The following is a 15,952-nucleotide window of genomic DNA, read 5'->3' as shown; positions in this document are numbered from 1 at the left end:
CTTTGGTTAATTAACTCACGTGCACAGATTCAAAATGTGATGATAACCTAGGTTATTCTCTGCCAGGAAGCTTTTTCCAAGTCACAGTATCCCGAAGGTAAACTGGTGCTAAATCATCAACTGTCGTAGATAAACCTTGCTCAAAACCAACCTTAGCTAACTTAAGCATAGCTGCAGCATCAGGAAGTTTAATATCTGTCATGATGATTGAATCAACTTCAGCTAACAAATCTGGGTAAGCATCAAAGCCTGTGCCGCAAAGCATAATTTGTTGCTTAGGATCTAACGTAAGCGTGACTTTATCTGGGTTGGTCACATACTCTTCGTCAACCAAAGTTGCAATGCCGTCGACTGCAATAAACTGACCCCAGTAGATTTCATTCATTCTAGCGTCAATAGCGACAAAAACTTGTTTTGCATCAGCTGAGTCAATGGCCATTTGTGCCATTGTCGCTAACGTCGATATGCCAATAACAGGAATATCATGTCCTAGGGCTAAACCTTGCGTCATGCTTGTGCAGATACGGATCCCAGTAAAGCTCCCAGGTCCACGGCCATATGCAATCATGTTTACATCTGCAATTTTGATCTCGGCTTCTTTTAATACTTCATCAACCATTGGCAATAAACGCTGACTATGCTCTCTTGGTGCATTCGCTGAGCGGCTAAATCGTTGCTGCTGTTTAATTAAAGCCGCAGAACAAGATTCTGTACAAGTATCTAATGCAAGTATTGTTAAATCTGAATCAATTTGAGTCATGTAAGCCTTGTTAACCCTAGGGCTTGTTGATCTTTCATGGTTGTTTTTGCAGCGAGTTGTTGGCCATTTATACAAGGCAGAGACTTTGTAGTGTAGTTATTCTACATAAAAAGTCGATAACGTAGTAAAAATGGCCAACAAACGCTGCCCAAGGGGTTCGATTAAAAGCGTTTTACTCTTTGTTGGATGCATCTTTGTCAATAAAAGATGCTTAGATGACTAGGCATCAACTCATCCGCCTCGATTACAACGCTTTTATTTCGAACTAAACTTAACCAGCAAAGAACAACAGGCCCTAGAATATATCTTTAAATAATGGACGATATAATAACTTATGGGATACGTTTTAAAAAGCTTAACGCAGTATCTAAATCTCGAGTACGGCTCATTGGCGGCAAAGAGTTAATAAAAGCCTCACCATATGGACGGTTCACTATACGGTTATCACACAAAATTAATACGCCGCGATCTTTTTCATCCCTTATCAAACGCCCTACTCCTTGCTTCAAACTGATCACTGCTTGAGGTAATGAAATAGTCTGAAATGGATCTTTATTACTGCGCTCTGCATTGGCGGCTCTTGCACGGTATAAGGTATCGTCAGGTGATACAAATGGCAGTTTATCAATGATCACGCAACTTAATAAACGCCCCCTAACATCAATGCCTTCCCAAAAACTGCTAGTACCCAGTAAAACCCCATTGCCGAGCTGACGGAATTTATTCAATAAGCTTTGCTTACTGGCTTGGCCTTGGACTAATAAAGGATAATTGACCTTACGCTGCAGCGCTATTGCCACTTGTTGTAGCATGTGATGGCTGGTAAATAAAATAAAGGTACGGCCTTGCGCTGCATTAATCGCTTGAGTGCAAACATCAACGAGTTGATTGACATTAGCCGCAGATTGGCCTGATTTAGCCAGATGTCTTGGCACACAAAATAACGCCTGATTTGGGTAATCAAATGGGCTATCTAGAATAATTTGTTTTGCTTTTCCTAAACCTAATTCGTCTGCAAAATGTTTAAGCTGACGATTTACTTGCAATGTCGCTGAGGTAAAAATCCATTGGGTGTTTTTATCAAATAACTGCTGACATTGTTTGGCAATATTAATTGGCGCAACTCTCAACATGGTGAAGCGGCCACTAGGTTCAACACTGTACGCGGCGTTTTGATCATGGCATTCAAAATAGCTCTGCAAATTGCCTATCAAAGTAGCAAGTTGAGTGACGATTGAATCTAATGTCTCGCTACGCCCGACATGCTCAGTGGTGACCTTCAAAATTGTCGTCAGCTCGGTTAATAAGTCCCATGATTGAGTCGCAAGTGATTTGTTCGATATGACTTGGCGCCAATCGGTCACTTCAGCTTCCAGTAACTCGTTTTGCCAATGGGATAATTTCACTAAGCTTCGCTGACTTAATTGCTCTAATTGAATGGTGTCCCGCAGTTCGGTGCGATAAACATCAATCACCTGATTTAATAGACGGTCTATATCTCGCGTGGCAATTTGTTGGCCAAAATAATTAATGCAAATATCTGGCACTAAATGCGCTTCATCGAACACCACCACGTCCGCTTCAGGTAATAATTCAGCAAAGCCTGTGTCTTTTAATAAGCGATCAGCAAAAAACAAATGATGATTGACCACCACCACTTTTGCATCCTGGGCTTTAATTTTTGCTTTACGACTAAAGCAAGCATCGTAATAAGCGCACTTTTTACCAGTACAGCTTTCTTTAGTGCTAGTCACCGTGCCAATAGTGGCAGAGTTTTCAGCAACGGCAGTCAGGTTTCCAATATCACCATCTTTGGTCATACTGGCCCATTGGTTGATCTTAATGAGTTCATCTACCACTTGAGGAGACATTTTGCTGATGTTCTGCAGGTTTTTCTCAAGCCTTAGCTGACATAAATAGTTACTGCGACCCTTTAATAAAGCAGTTTTTGGCGCGACAGAAAACATTTTCAGCAATAAGGGTAAATCTTTAAAAAATAATTGCTCTTGAAGGTTTTTACTGCCGGTACTGATGATAACTTGTTTGCCACTCAATAATGCAGGGATCAGATAAGCATAAGTTTTACCAACACCTGTACCCGCTTCTAAAATGAGATTGTGCTTATTAGCGACGGCATCACTCACCGCCATTGCCATATCAAACTGGCTCTGTCTTGGTCGGTATTGATGAATACTTTTCGCTAAAGCGCCTTCAGATGAAAAAGCTAATTCGACTTCTTTTTGTAATCTACTGCTCACAATTAACTCTTAAAGATGAACTCATTGGTACCACTTTTTATCGGGTTATCAGACTAACGGCTTTTATCTTTCATATTATCTATGTAATTAGCACGCTTAACAATTCAAATACTAGGTAACATTAAATATTAAGTTGAATTGACGAGTAAGACTAAGTTCGAAATTAACTTTCTTACTTTCATTTCCATTGTAAAATTTTCACAATCAAAGCTGTCGTTATATCAGCAGTTTTTCGCTTACTTGTATATACAAACAGAACAAAAATAAGTCTAAAAATCATACTGATATAAGTTATATTTTTTATTTTGAAAAAAATCACAATAAGTCTTTATTCTGTATTGCAAACAAATTTAAAAGGGGTTAGATTGTTTGTAATGAAATTACACAAGCTAATTTAAAGAGAATTTATTATGTTCATCCGAATCGATACAAACCATCATCATCACCATTTGCGGTAGCCTTCGGATGCTCACTGCCGGAGGACTATTTCCTTCAGGCGGTTGTAAAAAAATACACAAACCCCTGAAAGAAATTTCAGGGGTTTTTTAGTTTTTAGGCTTAAATTATTGTTTTATATTAAATTTATTAGGGGTTACACCATGAGCGAAAATAACAGACTGCGTATTGCGATTCAAAAATCTGGTCGACTATCAAAAGAGTCACAAAAATTACTGAAAAGTTGTGGCGTTAAATTCAATGTGAATGAGCAACGACTCATCGTTCACGCTGACAATATGCCAATCGATTTACTACGTGTACGTGATGATGACATTCCAGGTTTAGTCATGGATGGTGTCGTTGATTTAGGTATTATTGGCGAGAATGTTCTCGAAGAAGAACAAATTGAACGCCAAACTTTAGGCAAGCCAGCTGAGTGTGTAAAGCTGCGTGAATTAGACTTTGGTGCTTGTCGCTTATCATTAGCCGTACCAAATGAGTTTAGCTATGAAAATGCCAGCTCACTTGAAGGACTTCGCATTGCGACTTCATACCCTAACCTGCTTCGCCGCTATATGCAGGAAAAAGGCATTAACTACAGTGACTGTATGTTAAAAGGCTCTGTTGAAGTCGCACCGCGTGCGGGTCTGTCTGATGGGATTTGCGATTTAGTTTCAACAGGTGCAACCCTTGAAGCCAATGGATTGTACGAAACTGACGTTATCTACCAATCAATGGCTTGTATTATCCAGTCAGCTGAAGAGCAAGAGCCCGGTAAACAAGCATTAATCGATAAAATCTTATCTCGCATGAACGGCGTAGTTCGTGCCCGCGAAAGTAAGTACATCTTATTGCACGCACCTAGAGAAACATTAGATCAAATTGTAGCCCTACTGCCAGGTGCTGAAAACCCAACGGTTTTACCACTTAACGACGATACTGATCGCGTCGCAATTCACGCAGTCAGCACAGAAGATTTATTCTGGGACACAATGGAAGAGTTAACGGCACTCGGTGCCAGCTCAATTCTAGTGATGCCAATTGAAAAAATGGCTGGCTAGTTTTAATAACTCATCAGCAGATAAAAATACTAGCGTTAACGAAATAGCAGTAGCGGAGCGGTAAATGCAAATCAAACAATCAATGCAAATACTTAATTGGGATCAATTAAGCCAACAAGCACAGCAGCAAGCGTTACTTCGCTCGCCTTTGATTGGTGACAACAGTGTTGAACAGTCTGTACGTGACATCATCAATACCGTCGTTGCAGATGGAGATGAAGCACTTAAGCAGTATAGCCAACGTTTTGATGGTATTAATGTTTCATCTTTGGGTTTATCGGCACTTGAGATTGAACAAGCTTGTGAAAGAGTCAGTGATGACGTTAAACAAGCAGTTGCAAATGCGGTTAGCAATATCGAGACATTTCACCAAGCACAGGCTTTCAAAGCTATTGATGTGGAAACTCAGCCGGGTATTCGCTGCGAACTTCGCTCTGAAGCGATTGAAAAAGTGGGTTTATATATTCCTGGTGGCAGTGCTCCATTGATTTCTACCGTCATGATGCTAGCACTACCCGCAAGAATTGCAGGTTGTGAGCAAAGAGTGCTAGTAAGCCCACCACCCATCAATGATGCGATTGTTTACGCAGCTAAAGTGTGTGGTATTACTGAGATCTATCAAGTGGGCGGTGCTCAAGCGATTGCCGCGCTGGCTTTTGGTACTGAATCAGTTCCTGCAGTCGATAAAATTTTCGGACCAGGAAACCGCTTTGTTACCGAAGCTAAACGATTAGTATCGCAAGATGGTCGCTGCAGTGTCGCCATTGATATGCCAGCAGGGCCATCAGAAGTACTCGTCATTGCAGATAATAAATCAAACCCTGCATTTATCGCAGCCGATTTATTGTCTCAGGCAGAACACGGCCCAGACTCGCAAGTCATGTTTGTAACTGAATCAGCCAATATCGCCGATGCGGTCAATGTTGAACTAGAAAAACAGCTTGCTGAACTTTCTCGCCAAGATATTGCAGCAGAAGCCTTAAGTTGTAGCCGCACTATTTTAGTGAAAGACATGACTGAAGCTGCGATGGTTTCAAACCTATACGGCCCTGAACATTTAATTATTCAGACTGAAAACCCAAGAGCCATTTTAGCCAATATACGTGCTGCCGGTAGTGTGTTTTTAGGGGCATATACACCTGAGTCTGTTGGTGATTATGCCAGTGGCACAAACCATGTATTACCGACATATGGCTACAGCCGCAGTGTTTCAAGTTTATCGCTCGCTGATTTCTCGCGCCGTTTTACGGTACAAGAGCTCACCCCACAAGGCTTACAAAGCTTAGGGGAAACAGTCATGGTATTAGCTGAAAACGAATTACTTGATGCACATAAAAATGCCGTAGCCATTAGACTGGCTTCGTTATAAACGCATACATCACCACTGGTTAAATAAAGAAGAAGATAATGGCTAATTCCATAAAGCAAAACAGCGAATTAACACTCGCACAAAGGCTCGCTAGACCTGAGTTACTTGATCTTACGCCTTATGAAAGCGCAAGACGTATTGGTGGTCGTGGTGATGTATGGATTAATGCTAATGAATCACCTTTTAATAATAGTGAACTCAATAAACTTAATCGTTACCCTGAATGCCAGCCTGAAAGTTTGATAAAAGCATACAGTGAATATTCGGGCGTGGCAGCAAAGTCAATTGTTTCAACTCGTGGCGCAGATGAAGGCATTGAACTTCTTATTCGAGCTTTTTGCACCCCAGCAAAAGACAGTATTGCCTGTTTCGGGCCCACTTATGGTATGTATGCCATCAGTGCCAAAACCGTGAATGTTGATGTTATTAATTTATCGTTAACTGATGAATATCAACTACCTAATGGTTTTGCAGAGCAAACTGCGGGTGCCAAAGTTGTCTTTATTTGTAATCCGAATAACCCTACGGGTACCATCATTAGCAAACAAGACATTGAACAGGCTATTGCCGCTATGCCTAATGCTATTGTGGTTATCGATGAAGCGTACATTGAATTTTCAGCTGAGTATTCAGTCGCGGATTTAATCGAGAAATACCCAAACCTTGTGGTGCTAAGAACCCTATCTAAAGCCTTTGCACTTGCAGGTGCGCGTTGTGGATTTTTAATGGCAAACACTGACATTATCGATTTAATCATGTGCGTCATCGCCCCTTACCCTGTGCCACTACCTGTATCTGAAGTGGCAGAAAAAGCGTTATCAGCCCAGGGGGTTGCATTAATGCGTCAGCAAGTGAGTCTATTAGCTGAGCAAGGTAAACGCTTAAGCCAAGCGCTTGAAGCTTACGGTGCCAAAGTACTACCCGCTAATGGCAACTTTGTGTTAGCAGAATTTACTAACACAGATGCAGTCAGCCAATCGCTGCAACAGGCTGGGATAGTCGCAAGAGCATATAAAGATGTACGCTTAAAAAATCGAATTCGTTTTAGTTTCAGCCAAGAATCAGATACCGATAGGCTCATTGCCATCTTTAGTAAAAACAAATAATAGCGTTATCAGGGCTCAAGTTAGGGCATAAATTAAGGCATAAATTAAGGCATAAGATAGTGCTGTATACAGCAGTAAACAGCACTAACCCTTAGTGTTTAACCTCGTGAGAACGTCACTGATAACCATACAGAATGACAAAAAATTTAAGGAAGTCCCATGAAGCAGAAAATATTGTTTATTGATAGAGATGGCACATTAGTCGAAGAACCGGCAATTGATAAGCAATTAGATAAATTAGAAAAACTTGTCTTTGAACCGCAAGTAATTCCGTCATTGTTAAAATTACAAAATGCGGGCTTTCGTCTAGTCATGGTCTCAAACCAAGATGGTTTAGGCACAGACTCTTTCCCACAAGCTGACTTTGATGCACCACATAATATGATGATGCAAATATTCGAAAGCCAAGGGATTAAATTTGATGACGTGGTCATTTGTCCACATTTTGACCATGAAAATTGCAGTTGCCGTAAACCTAAACTTGGCTTAGTTAAAGAGTACTTAACCCAAGGTAAAGTCGATTTTACCACTTCAGCAGTCATTGGCGATCGCCATACCGATGTTGAACTGGCTAATGCAATGGGCATTGCCAGCTTTCAATATCAACGTGAAAGCTTAGATTGGTTAGCCATTACCGATGCCCTGCTGAATAAAGGGCGCACCAGTGAAGTGGTACGTACGACCAAAGAAACTGATATCAAAGTTAACATTAACCTAGACGACACCAGCAAAGGCAAAATTGATACTGGCATTGGCTTTTTTGACCATATGCTTGATCAAATCCAAACCCACGGTAATTTCAAAATGGACGTGAGTGTTGATGGTGATTTAGAAATTGATGATCACCACAGTGTTGAAGATACCGCACTCGCTATTGGTGATGCACTACGTCAAGCATTAGGCGATAAACGTGGCATTGCGCGCTTTGGTTTTAGCTTACCTATGGATGAAGCAAACGGTGAATGTCTAATGGATATCTCTGGTCGCCCACTCATCAAGTTCAATGCACAATTTGACCGAGAAATGGTAGGTGAAATGGCCACTGAAATGGTGCCACACTTTTTCCGTTCATTCGCAGATGGTCTTCGTTGTACCCTGCACATCAGTACTGAAGGTGATAACGATCACCACAAGGTTGAAGCCTTGTTTAAAGTGTTAGGTAGAACACTGCGTCAAGCGGTTAAAGTCGAGGGTGATATTTTACCTTCAAGTAAAGGTGTTCTTTAAGGTTGTACAAATGACAAACTCAACGACAACAGACAATGGTTTAAGTAGGGTGAATAATGTGAGTGCTGTGAATCAAGCAAACACGACTGTGATTCTTGATACAGGCTGTGCAAATTTAAGCTCTGTAAGATTCGCCTTCGAGCGTTTACAAGCCAATGTCATTGTATCTGCCGATCATCAAGTGATTAAATCTGCCGCACGTGTAGTTTTACCAGGTGTTGGTACCGCAGGTGCTGCGATGGATGCGTTAGTTAGCCGTGACTTAGTCACAATTATTAATAGCCTAACTCAACCTGTGATGGGCGTGTGTTTAGGCATGCAGATGCTAGCAGAGAAATCCAATGAACATGGCGGGCGAACGGATAGTGATATCGAGTGTTTAGGCTTGATTCCTACACAAATAAATGACTTAGACAGTCAAGGTTTGCCATTACCTCATATGGGGTGGAATCAAATCTCAGTCTCAGACCACCCTCTTTTTGATGGTATTGAAGATGGTAGCTATGTGTACTTTGTCCATAGTTTTAAAGCACCAATCAGTGAATACACGATTGCCACATCACAATACGGTGAATCATTTAGTGCTGCCATCGGTAAAGATAACTTCTTCGGGGTGCAATTTCATCCAGAGAAAAGTGCCGCTATCGGCTCAAAAATATTACAGAATTTCCTGAACATGGGGAGCCAAGCATGATTATTCCAGCAATTGATTTGATCGATGGCCAAGTTGTACGTTTATACCAAGGTGATTATCAACAAAAAACGACCTTTGATTTAAGTCCTTTAGCACAGCTGCAATCATATGAAGCTCAAGGTGCAAAGTTACTTCATATTGTCGACTTAACCGGTGCTAAAGATCCTGAAAAACGTCAAATCAAACTGATTTCAGAATTAGCAGCAGGACTTAACACTGACATTCAAGTCGGTGGTGGGATCCGCAGTGAGCAGCAAGTTAAAGAATTACTCGATATTGGCGTTAAGCGTGTCGTTATCGGATCGCTTGCGGTTAAAGAACCTGAACTGGTTAAAAGCTGGTTTGTGAAATACGGTAGCGATGCGATTTGTTTAGCATTAGATGTGAACATTAATGAGCAAGGTGAAAAAATTGTCGCAGTTTCTGGTTGGCAAACTGGAGGCGGCAAGTCACTTGAATCCCTTGTGAGCGAATTCGATACCGTTGGACTGAAACATGCTTTAGTCACCGATATTAGCCGTGATGGTACGCTTCAAGGGGCAAACACTGATTTATATCAAGAGCTTGCAAGTACATATCCTGAAATAAATTGGCAGGCATCTGGTGGCATTGCCACACTTGATGATGTTGCAGCGGTAAGAAACAGCAAAGCTAACGGTATCATTATTGGCAAAGCCTTATTAATTGAGAACTTTACTGTTGCGGAGGCAATTGCATGTTGGCCAAACGTTTAGTCCCTTGTCTTGATGTCCGTGACGGTCAAGTTGTTAAAGGTGTGCAGTTTCGTAACCATGAAATCATTGGTGACATTGAGCCATTAGCCGCAAGATACGCGCTCGAAGGCGCCGATGAATTAGTATTTTACGATATCACTGCCAGTGCCCACGACAGAGTCATTGATAAATCTTGGGTGAGCCGTGTTGCAGCACAAATTGATATACCATTTTGTGTTGCTGGCGGGATTAAAACTATCGAGCAAGCAAGACAAATGTTGGCTTATGGGGCGGATAAAATTTCAATTAACTCCCCTGCACTTAGCGACCCTAGCTTGATTTCTCGCTTACAAGATGAGTTCGGCCGTCAATGTATCGTGATAGGCATTGATTCATTTTATGACGCCGAGTCAGACAGTTATAAGGTCAAACAATTTACCGGTGACGAGGCTGCGACCAAAGATACGCAATGGTTTACTCAAGATTGGGTTGAAGAAGTGCAAAAGCGAGGTTGCGGTGAAATCGTACTCAATGTGATGAACCAAGATGGCGTTCGTGGTGGTTATGATATTAAACAGCTCAGCATTGTCAGAGCGATATGTGATGTGCCATTAATTGCTTCTGGCGGCGCAGGAACCATGGCGCACTTTAAAGAAGTGTTTGAACAAGCCAATGTTGATGCAGCACTTGCCGCTAGTGTATTTCACAAAGGCATAATTGATATCAATGAGTTAAAAAAATACTTAGCCAATGAGAATATTGCGATACGTCTATAATTAAATATAGTCATTTAAACGCAGCTAAATAAGACAGATGTGCTAATTAACAAGAGAAAAGAATAATGACACAATCTTCAACAGTAAAATTTGACACTTCAGAACTGGCTTGGGATAAACAAGACAACATGCTCCCTGCCGTTGTTCAGAATCACCTGACTGGCAAGGTGCTCATGTTGGGTTATATGGATAAGGCCGCTTTAGAACATACCTTAGCCACAGGAAAAGTCACCTTTTATAGTCGTTCAAAACAACGTTTATGGACTAAAGGTGAAACCTCTGGGAACACGTTAGATCTAGTGGCTATTGATAAAGATTGTGATAATGACAGCTTGCTGGTACAAGTCATTCCAAATGGTCCAACTTGTCACACTGGCACTGAAAGTTGCTGGCCTGACGGCAACGCACATTCGTTTATCGATAACTTAACCAATGTGATCATTTCTCGCAAAGGACAAAGTGCAGATTCAAGTTACACCGCTTCTTTATTTGAACGAGGTACTAAACGAATTGCGCAAAAAGTCGGTGAAGAAGGCTTAGAAACAGCCTTAGCTGCAGCAACTCATGATAAAGAAGAGTTGATTAATGAAGCCTCTGATTTGATGTATCACTTGATTGTTTTGTTAGAAGATCAGCAACTTTCTATGGCTGAAGTTAACCAGAATTTAATGCAGCGTCATTTGAACAGTAAATAACGCTTTAATTCATTCATAGGTGCATACATCTATATGAAGATAAATCCGTTAGACATAATAAAGGCACCTTAAGGTGCCTTTATTATTCGCTAACATTCATTTGTTAACTTAAAAGTTTGTTGTCAAAGCTAGGCTTGACCTTCCCACAACTTTTCATCATTTTGCATTTTGTAAAGGCTCTCTGCACGAGATACCAATAAATTAGCAAATTTTAGTTGGGTTTCATCACGTGTCGCGCCTGACTTATGCAGGTTCTCAGCTTTTAACTGCCACATCATTGAAAAATGACGAATTGCTTCACGTGCAGTACCCGCTACTTTCACGTCGACATAATCTGAAGGTAAGTCACCAGACATAACCCAGAACGTTTGTTTAGTCGGTTGCTTAGACTCCATTTTCCAAATAGCGAGGTAAGGCACAAGGTAACGGCTTTCATCAGCAAGTACTTTAGACGGGATGACCCCTTTCTCAGCAAGGAAACGATTGGCTTTTTGAAATTGCGCTTGGACCCATTGTTGTCTTTGCACTTCTGGATCGGGTTGTTCTACTTTAGGCTCAGCCACTGATTCGGTCATTCTTTCTTCCTATTTTATTGTTATATTTGTCATCATAAAAATAACATCAACACCTATAAAAAGGTGACAAATGTAACGAAACGCATAAAAAGTTTACGTTTACGTAAAGTGGCAAGCTAAATTGCCACGTAGATCACAAAATTATATGAATCTATCTTTGTTGAGAGTATCGCTAAATGCTATCGTTCTGCAATAAATAATAACAAGCAGTCGTTATCCCGTATAACTCTAACGACTATTTTATCGCACAGCGGAGATCACCAGTGGCTTTATTTAATCATGTATCGTTTGATAACCACGAACAAGTCGTTTTTTGTCACGATGAAGAAAGTGGCTTAAAAGCAATCATTGCAATTCATAACACTAACCTCGGCCCTGCCGTAGGTGGTTGTCGTATGTGGAACTACGATTCAGATGATGAAGCAGTAAACGATGTATTACGCCTCTCGCGCGGCATGACATACAAAAATGCCCTTGCAGGTTTAACTATGGGTGGCGGTAAGTCAGTGATTATTGCCGATCCTAAAACAACAGATCGTGAAGCGCTATTCCGTGCATTTGGCCGTTGCATTCATACACTTGGCGGCAAGTACTTTTCAGCTGAAGATGTGGGTGTTTCAACTGCAGATATCATGATTGCACATCAAGAAACGCCTTACATGGCAGGTCTTGAAGGTAAAAGTGGCGATCCTTCTCCTTTCACAGCTTTAGGAACTTACTTAGGCATCAAAGCAGCCGTTAAGCATCAACGCGGTATTGATAGTCTTAAAGGTCTTAAGATTTCAGTTCAAGGCGTGGGTCACGTTGGTTACTACTTATGTAAGCATTTACATGAAGAAGGCGCTGAACTTATCGTTACCGATATTCACCAAGCATCTTTAGATAAAGTGGCGACAGAATTTGGTGCGACAGTCGTTGCTCCACAAGATATCTATAGCCAAGATGTTGATGTATATGCACCTTGTGCACTTGGCGCTACGATTAATGACACGACTATCCCACAGTTGAAAGCAACGATTGTTGCTGGTTGCGCGAACAACCAACTAGCCGAAGTCCGTCATGGTGAAATCCTGAAAGATAAAGGCATTTTATACGCTCCAGATTACGTGATTAATGCTGGCGGTATTATTAATGTCTCTTTCGAAAGTGATTATGATGCGGCTAAATCAAGCGCAAAAGTAGAAGAAATCTACACCACCTTAATCAAAATTTTTGATGAAGCTGAAAAAGATAACCGTACAACAGGTGATGTTGCAGATGACATGGCTCGCGCCATCATTAACGCAGCAAAATAATCTGCTTATTCGAAACGAGTTAGAAATGAAAGGGAGTCACTAAACAGTGACTCCCTTTTTTATGTCTATTAATAAAGTGTTAGCAGATTTCTATTCACTGCAAATCATTTAAAACGCTTAATTCATCACCTATTGCCAACCTGTTGTTTTATAAAGTTTGTCACCGATTTGACATACTATCGTCATCTGTTATTCAAAAACGTCCCATAAGCTAGCCTTGAAATCCATATTCAGGGAAGCGTCAATGTCTCAAAGTCATGTTGATAACAAAGCAAACTTTAATCCATTCTCTGAAGCGATAACTGCCAATGGTCGATCGCTTCCTCCTGAAAACATAAAACAACAGTTCAATGCCCTTTGGTTATCAGATATTCATTTAGGCAGTGTTGATTGTAAGGCTGAATTTCTGCTGAATTTACTGACTCAAACAAAAGCAGCGCAAATTTACTTAGTCGGCGACGTTATTGATATTTGGGCACTGAAGCGGAAAGTTTATTGGCCGAAAACCCATAACCTCGTCTTACAAAAATTACTGCAACTGGCCAAAGATGGCACCCAGATAAAATATATCCCTGGTAACCACGATGAAGCCTTTAAGTCTTATACCGACTTTCATTTGTGGGGAATAACCATGGCAAATGAATATATCCATGAATGCATCACAGGCGAAAAAATCTTAATGCTTCATGGCGACCAGTTTGACTCTGAAGTTTGTGTTAGCCGTGCGTATGCCAAATTAGGGGACCATTTATACGACGTATTACTGTTCCTTAACCGTAAATTACATCAAATCAGACACGCTTGTGGCTTTCCATACTGGTCACTAGCAAGTTACGTCAAACTACGGGTCAACAAAGCACAACATGCGATAGAAATGTACCGAGATGCCGTTTTACGTTATGCCAAAACTCAACAGGTACAAGCGGTTGTTTGCGGTCATATTCATCAACCTGAATTGTCACTTCACGAAGACATTATTTACGCCAACGACGGTGACTGGGTTGAAAACTGCACCTTAATAGCAGAAACCTTCAGCGGTCAATTACAACTATTACGTTGGAGTGACGAAGCATCCACCACCAAAGTCATTAAACAATTCCAACTTAACGTGCAGCCAAGCAGTGAATTTAAGCAGAAAGTCGCTTAGCCAATACTGTTAGCGAAATAAATGTGAGTTAAGTAAAACCGCTTTTGCGCATTGATAACAACAAAGGTCATCAAAATGATTTTTTCCGTAGAGAACGTAGTTCAGCAAAACTTACCCAAACTGAACCAAACCCCATGGCTTGCGACCCCCACTAAGGCCATGCTGCGTTACTTACTTAATGAAAAGCAGTGCAATGATATAGCCGCTGAATTTGCATATTTAAAAGGCGTTGATTTTGTTGAGCACGTTCTGGAGTGTTTTGACTTTAATTATTCAGTGCCAAGTAATGAAATCGAAAACATTCCCATTGAAGGTCGAGTGGTGATCTACGCCAACCACCCTATTGGTTCACTCGACGCACTGGCATTAATAAAACTCATTAGTAAAGTCAGACCCGATATTAAAGTGGTAGCAAACGAGTTATTAATGGCATTAGAACCCATGCATTCCTTATTGTTGCCTGTTAATAACATGTCTGGTGGAACCCCAAGGCAACATCTTGAAAATATACACCTTCATCTCAAAAGTGAAGGTGCAGTTCTGATTTTTCCATCTGGAGAAGTATCACGGTTACGACCTTCTGGCGTGACTGACTTAAAGTGGCATTCAGGCTTTTTAAAAATGGCTAACACTTGCAATGCACCTTTGTTACCCATATTCGTTGATGCTAAAAACTCAGCAGCGTTTTACGGCGCATCGATGATTTACAAACCCCTTGCGAGCTTAATGCTAGTCAAAGAGATGTTTAAACAAGCCAAGCGCACTATGCCTGTTCGTATTGGGCAATTGATCCCCAAAGAAGCCATAACCAGCAATGACTTTTCCCGTAAAACCAAAGTACAGTTGCTTAAGAATCATCTTTATCGGATTGGTAAAAACCGCAGCCCGCTTTTTGCTACACAAAACGCAATCGCTCATCCTGAGTCGCGAAGTGAGTTGCAACAAGCGCTGCAGCAGTGTGAGTTACTGGGTGAGACTAACGACAACAAACAGATATTTTTATATCAGCACCATCATTGCAGTCCAATCATGCGTGAAATTGGCAGATTACGTGAAATCGCTTTTCGCGCGGTCGGCGAAGGCAGCGGTAATCGCCGCGATAACGATCAATACGATCCTTACTATCAGCACCTAGTGTTGTGGGATAAAGATGCATTGGAAATTGTCGGCTCATACCGATTCGCCAGTGCTAAGAAAGTCCATCAAGAACAAGGCCCAGAAAAGCTATATAGCCAGTCATTATTTAAGTATTCAGATGAGTTTGAGCCATATTTTGAAAGCGGACTTGAGCTAGGTAGAAGTTTTGTACAACCTAAATATTGGGGTAAACGGAGTCTTGATTATTTATGGTTAGGGATTGGCGCATATTTAGCTAAAAACCCGCAATTTAGATATTTATTTGGCCCTGTGTCGATTAGCGACCAATTACCTGAGCAAGCCAAAGAAATGATGGTGCATTTTTACCAACAACACTTTTCAATGCCAAACGAACTGGCACAATCTAATAGCCCCTATCAGTTCACAGATGAACGTCTACACCAGTTGAACGGTTTATATCAGGATAATGATTACTCAAGCTGTTTTAAGGTGTTAAAGCACACCTTGGCAAACATGGGCGCTGCAGTGCCTCCGCTTTATAAGCAATATGGTGAACTTTGCCAAGATGATGGTGTGAAGTTTCTCGATTTTGGTATTGATACTGACTTCGGCAATTGTATTGACGGACTGGTTTTGGTGGATGTTCATGCTCTTAAGCCTAAAAAACGTCAGCGCTACATCGATTATCACTTAAAGACTAAAAATATCGACTAGCAGCGACTTTTTATATGGTTTGAATA

At 41.1% G+C, this 15,952-nt stretch carries 14 protein-coding genes; 11 read left to right on the top strand and 3 right to left on the bottom strand.

Annotated elements, in window-relative coordinates; all coding sequences use genetic code 11:
• Positions 1-52: 52 nt before the first annotated feature.
• Together tsaB and yoaA are read right to left on the bottom strand one after the other, a co-directional pair.
• On the bottom strand, positions 53-760 hold the full coding sequence (gene tsaB, locus L2737_RS11405; protein WP_248955867.1) for a tRNA (adenosine(37)-N6)-threonylcarbamoyltransferase complex dimerization subunit type 1 TsaB: 708 nt from the start codon (positions 758-760) through the stop codon (positions 53-55).
• Positions 761-1,092: 332 nt separating this feature from the next.
• A complete protein-coding gene (yoaA, locus tag L2737_RS11395; protein WP_248955775.1) occupies positions 1,093-3,018 on the bottom strand; it encodes a DNA repair helicase YoaA in 1,926 nt (641 codons plus the stop codon).
• Between the two features lie 599 nt (positions 3,019-3,617).
• On the opposite strand from yoaA, the gene hisG reads away from it, so the two are divergent.
• The 8 genes from hisG to hisIE all read left to right on the top strand — a co-directional run bounded on the left by hisG (position 3,618) and on the right by hisIE (position 11,097).
• On the top strand, positions 3,618-4,517 hold the full coding sequence (gene hisG / locus L2737_RS11390; protein ID WP_102526256.1) for an ATP phosphoribosyltransferase: 900 nt from the start codon (positions 3,618-3,620) through the stop codon (positions 4,515-4,517).
• Between the two features lie 82 nt (positions 4,518-4,599).
• A complete protein-coding gene (gene hisD / locus L2737_RS11385) occupies positions 4,600-5,886 on the top strand; it encodes a histidinol dehydrogenase (protein ID WP_248955866.1) in 1,287 nt (428 codons plus the stop codon).
• Positions 5,887-5,924: 38 nt separating this feature from the next.
• On the top strand, positions 5,925-6,992 hold the full coding sequence (hisC, locus tag L2737_RS11380; protein WP_248955774.1) for a histidinol-phosphate transaminase: 1,068 nt from the start codon (positions 5,925-5,927) through the stop codon (positions 6,990-6,992).
• Positions 6,993-7,151: 159 nt separating this feature from the next.
• Entirely contained in the window at positions 7,152-8,219 is a 1,068-nt protein-coding gene (gene hisB, locus L2737_RS11375) for a bifunctional histidinol-phosphatase/imidazoleglycerol-phosphate dehydratase HisB (RefSeq protein WP_229369611.1), read from the top strand.
• A gap of 10 nt (positions 8,220-8,229) precedes the next feature.
• On the top strand, positions 8,230-8,913 hold the full coding sequence (hisH, locus tag L2737_RS11370) for an imidazole glycerol phosphate synthase subunit HisH (RefSeq protein WP_102526259.1): 684 nt from the start codon (positions 8,230-8,232) through the stop codon (positions 8,911-8,913).
• On the top strand, positions 8,910-9,647 hold the full coding sequence (gene hisA, locus L2737_RS11365; RefSeq protein ID WP_248955773.1) for a 1-(5-phosphoribosyl)-5-[(5-phosphoribosylamino)methylideneamino]imidazole-4-carboxamide isomerase: 738 nt from the start codon (positions 8,910-8,912) through the stop codon (positions 9,645-9,647). The genes hisH and hisA overlap by 4 nt, the downstream gene beginning before the upstream one ends.
• Entirely contained in the window at positions 9,629-10,402 is a 774-nt protein-coding gene (gene hisF / locus L2737_RS11360; RefSeq protein ID WP_248955772.1) for an imidazole glycerol phosphate synthase subunit HisF, read from the top strand. The genes hisA and hisF overlap by 19 nt, the downstream gene beginning before the upstream one ends.
• A gap of 65 nt (positions 10,403-10,467) precedes the next feature.
• Positions 10,468-11,097: a bifunctional phosphoribosyl-AMP cyclohydrolase/phosphoribosyl-ATP diphosphatase HisIE gene (hisIE, locus tag L2737_RS11355; protein ID WP_248955771.1), complete on the top strand. Its 630-nt coding sequence runs from the start codon at positions 10,468-10,470 to the stop codon at positions 11,095-11,097.
• 128 nt (positions 11,098-11,225) lie between these two features.
• Here hisIE and L2737_RS11350 read toward each other — a convergent pair whose 3' ends face one another.
• Positions 11,226-11,672, bottom strand: a complete 447-nt coding sequence (locus tag L2737_RS11350; protein WP_102526263.1) for a DUF4826 family protein — start codon at positions 11,670-11,672, stop codon at positions 11,226-11,228.
• 263 nt (positions 11,673-11,935) lie between these two features.
• Between L2737_RS11350 and L2737_RS11345 the strand changes: the two genes are divergently transcribed.
• From L2737_RS11345 to olsF, 3 genes are all read left to right on the top strand, one after another.
• The gene (locus L2737_RS11345; protein WP_248955770.1) at positions 11,936-12,967 is read left to right on the top strand and encodes a Glu/Leu/Phe/Val dehydrogenase dimerization domain-containing protein; all 1,032 of its coding nucleotides are present in this window, start codon (positions 11,936-11,938) and stop codon (positions 12,965-12,967) included.
• Between the two features lie 244 nt (positions 12,968-13,211).
• Positions 13,212-14,114, top strand: coding sequence for a UDP-2,3-diacylglucosamine diphosphatase (locus L2737_RS11340; protein ID WP_248955769.1), 903 nt, complete (start codon positions 13,212-13,214; stop codon positions 14,112-14,114).
• A gap of 75 nt (positions 14,115-14,189) precedes the next feature.
• Positions 14,190-15,926 carry a bifunctional ornithine lipid synthase OlsF gene (gene olsF, locus L2737_RS11335; RefSeq protein WP_248955768.1) on the top strand — a complete coding sequence of 579 codons (1,737 nt, stop codon included), beginning with the start codon at positions 14,190-14,192 and terminating at the stop codon, positions 15,924-15,926.
• The last annotated feature ends 26 nt before the right edge of the window (positions 15,927-15,952 follow it).

Source organism: Shewanella electrodiphila (assembly GCF_023283985.1).
GTDB lineage: Bacteria > Pseudomonadota > Gammaproteobacteria > Enterobacterales > Shewanellaceae > Shewanella > Shewanella electrodiphila.
The sequence above is the reverse complement of the archived record's forward strand: the minus strand, read 5'-3'. Positions and strand labels throughout refer to the sequence as shown.